The organism is Sphingomonas sp. ATCC 31555 (assembly GCF_000282895.1).
Classification (GTDB): Bacteria; Pseudomonadota; Alphaproteobacteria; order Sphingomonadales; family Sphingomonadaceae; genus Sphingomonas.
In genome coordinates this window covers 1-3,520 of the sequence record NZ_ALBQ01000047.1, presented here as the reverse complement: position 1 = coordinate 3,520, position 3,520 = coordinate 1, and the positions used below count along the sequence as shown (strand labels likewise).

The following is a 3,520-nucleotide window of genomic DNA, read 5'->3' as shown; positions in this document are numbered from 1 at the left end:
CTTTTATGGCGTTTTTATCCCAGAAGATAGGTAAGTAGCTGATATGAAAGGATTTTTATCGACCAGAAATCCTGAAGAGGATGACATTTCGATGACCCTGTCCGTCGAATCAGCGTCGAATCACCCGCAAATCAGGCCTGAAATCCGGGAATCGCGGCAAATGCACGCACCCGCTCGGCTTCGTCTGCGCTCCAGATCGCGCCACTGACCGCCACGAAGTCGGCGCCGGCAGCAACCAGCGGCGCAGCATTGGCCGGCGTGATTCCGCCAATCGCGACGCAGGGGATTTCGAACAGCGCAGACCACCAGGACAGGATGGACGGCTCGGGCCGATGCTTCGTCTCTTTGGTAGTGGTGGGATAAAAGGCACCGAACGCCACATAATCGGCACCCGCCTCCCCTGCCTCCATCGCGAGATGGCGGCTGTCGTGGCAGGTCACGCCGATCTGCACATTCGGGCCCAGGATCGTGCGTGCCTCGCGCGCGTCGCCATCGTCCTGGCCAAGGTGCACGCCGTCGGCGCCAAGGCGCTTCGCCAGGCTGACACTATCGTTCACGATGAAGGCGACATCGGCATCGGCGCAGATACGCTGCAGTGGCTCGGCGAGCTTGGCGGCCTGATGCTGATCAACATCCTTCACCCGGAACTGAAAGGCAGCAACCGGCCCAGCGTCCAGCGCGCGGCGCAGGCGATCGGGGAAGGCGCCGGTCACGTCGAGCGGCGAGATCAGATAGAGCTGGCAGGGCGGGCGACGATCGTCGCGGACGAACTTCTCGGCAAAGCCTTCGAGGTTCGCTTCGTCTTCGATATCGTCGAAGGGATCGGACATGGGATACTCCGCTGCTGAAACCGGCGGAACTCTACCGCCTTTGTCGGCGGGCCTTCCACCCCCTGTCCATCGGGGTCAAGCAGCGGGTGCGACGCATCGGGCCGCGGCAGTTATGCGGCGGCGCCGTGCAGGACGGATCCTGCCGGCGCCGCCGGGGCAGGTTTCAGGCCTCCTCGCCCTTATAAATCGAAACCAGCTTGTCGAGCATCGCCAGAGCCTCGGCGCGGGGACGTTGGAAGGTGTTGCGGCCGATGATCGAACCGTTGCCCCCGCCGGCGAGGATGTCGCGCGCGTCCTGGTACACCGCGTCGGCACCCTTGGCGGCGCCGCCGGAGAAGACAACGATGCGGCGGCCGGCGAAGCAGCTTTGCACCACATGGCGCACGCGATCGCCCTGATCCGACCAGTCGGTGCCCTCATAGAGCTTCTTGGCCTCGGCCTGCTCGACATGATTGCTGGGCAGCTTCACCTTGATGATGTGCGCACCGAGCAGCGCCGCCATGTGCGCGGCATAGGCGCCGACATCGAGCGCCAGTTCGCCATCCTTCGTCAGCTTGCCGCCGCGCGGATAGGACCAGATCACCGTGGCGATGCCGACCGAAGCCGCCTCGGCGCGCATTTCCTTGATCTCTTCCATCATCTCGAACACGCCGTCCGCGCCCGGATAGATGGTGAAGCCGATCGCCGAGCAACCGAGCCGCAGCGCATCATCGACGCCGCCGGTCACCGCCTGGTCGATGCCGGTCGCCCAGCTGTTCGAGCTGTTGACCTTGAGGATCGTCGGGATCTGGCCGGCAAAGGCGTCGGCCCCCGCCTCGATCATGCCGAGTGGCGCCGCATAGGCCGAAAGCCCGGCATCGATCGCAAGCTGGAAATGGTAATGGGGATCATAAGCGTCGGGGTTGATCGCAAAGCTGCGCGCCGGGCCGTGTTCAAAACCCTGATCGACTGGCAGGATGATCAGCTTGCCCGTGCCGCCGAGCCGGCCCTGCATCAGGATGCGCGCAAGATTCGCCTTCACCCCTGGATTGTCGGTGCCGTAATTGTCGAGGATCGCTTTGACGGCCGGCGTGATGCCCATGATCTTCCCCTCATTGGTAATCGATGCGGGGTCCCTATCGCGCCGAATTGGTCCCGAAAAGGCTGACAACGTTGGCCACATGCTGCGGAGCGAAAGTTATTTCGCATCTGCGGAACAGCTCCAACACCTGCCATGAAATTGGTATCTTTTTGGTTAGCAGGTGCTGTCTTATTGACGCGATACCATTGCATCGAACCGTCCACCGCCTGCGAAGATCAGAGAATCGCATGGCGGCGTGCTTAAACAAGAAGGGCGGGAGCGCCGTAGCGTCCCGCCCTTCCCTGTCGTTGAACCGTGCCTCAGCCCAGCAGTGCCGCGACGCCGGGAAGTTCCTTGCCTTCCATCCATTCGAGGAAGGCACCGCCCGCCGTGGAGACGAAGCTGAATTCGCCCGCCACGCCGGCCTGGTTCAGCGCCGCCACCGTGTCGCCGCCGCCGGCGACGGAAACAAGCTGGCCTTCCTTGGTGAGCGCCGCGGCGGTGCGGGCGAGCGACACCGTCGCCGCGTCGAACGGCGGGATCTCGAACGCGCCCATCGGGCCATTCCACACCAGCGTCTTGCAGGTCTTGAGCACGTCGGCCAGCGCCTCGGTCGCCGCCGGGCCGACGTCGAGGATCATCTCGTCGGCGGCGACTTCATGCACGTTGACGGTGCGCACCGGCGGATTGGCACGGAATTCCTTCGCGACCACCACGTCGTACGGCAGGTGGACGGTGCAGCCGGCGGCGTCGGCGGCATCCAGGATCTCCTCGGCGGTGCCGGTCAGGTCGTGCTCGCAAAGGCTCTTGCCGACATCGACGCCGCGCGCGGCGAGGAAGGTGTTGGCCATGCCGCCGCCGATGATCAGGTGATCGACCCTGGCGACGAGATGCTTGAGCACGTCGAGCTTGGTCGAGACCTTGGCGCCGCCGACCACCGCTGCCACCGGATGCTCGGGATTGCCCAGCGCCTTGTCGAGCGCGTCGAGCTCGGCTTCCATCTGGCGGCCGGCGAACGCGGGCAGCTTGTGGGCAAGGCCTTCGGTCGAGGCGTGGGCGCGGTGCGCGGCGGAGAAGGCGTCGTTGACATAAAGGTCACCGAGCGACGCGAAACGATCGACCACGGCGGGATCGTTCTTTTCCTCGCCACCAAAGAAGCGGGTGTTTTCGAGCAGCGCGATGTCGCCGTCGTTCAGCATCGCGACCGACGCGGCATCGCCTTCCCAGTCGATATAGCGAACCGAGCGGCCGAGCACCTGCTCGAACGGCTTCACCACCTGCGACAGCGAGAATTCCGGGCTCGGATTGCCCTTGGGGCGGCCAAAATGGGCGAGGACCAGCACCTTGGCGCCACGATCGGCGAGTTCGGCGACGGTCTGCATCGCGGCGCGCAGTCGGGTGTCGTCGGTTACCTTGCCATCGGCCATCGGCACGTTGAGGTCCTCGCGGACCAGCACTCGCTTGCCGGTGATATCGCCCATGTCGTCGAGCGTCTTGAAATTGCGCGCCATGCTGAACCCCTCGCGTGCTGTATGTCCGTCGCTAGCGACGTGCGCTCCCCTCCCGCTTGCGGGAGGGGCCGGGGGAGGGGTTGCAACGCGGGCCGATCGGCCGTGCAACCGTCCTCCCC

At 64.7% G+C, this 3,520-nt stretch carries 3 protein-coding genes; all 3 read right to left on the bottom strand.

The window, feature by feature from the left end; genetic code table 11:
* Positions 1-131 precede the first annotated feature (131 nt).
* The gene (gene thiE, locus B215_RS0117110) at positions 132-830 is read right to left on the bottom strand and encodes a thiamine phosphate synthase (protein WP_019370869.1); all 699 of its coding nucleotides are present in this window, start codon (positions 828-830) and stop codon (positions 132-134) included.
* A gap of 163 nt (positions 831-993) precedes the next feature.
* On the bottom strand, positions 994-1,911 hold the full coding sequence (locus B215_RS0117105; protein WP_019370868.1) for a class I fructose-bisphosphate aldolase: 918 nt from the start codon (positions 1,909-1,911) through the stop codon (positions 994-996).
* 299 nt (positions 1,912-2,210) lie between these two features.
* Positions 2,211-3,401: a phosphoglycerate kinase gene (locus tag B215_RS0117100; protein ID WP_019370867.1), complete on the bottom strand. Its 1,191-nt coding sequence runs from the start codon at positions 3,399-3,401 to the stop codon at positions 2,211-2,213.
* Between the last annotated feature and the right edge of the window lie 119 nt (positions 3,402-3,520).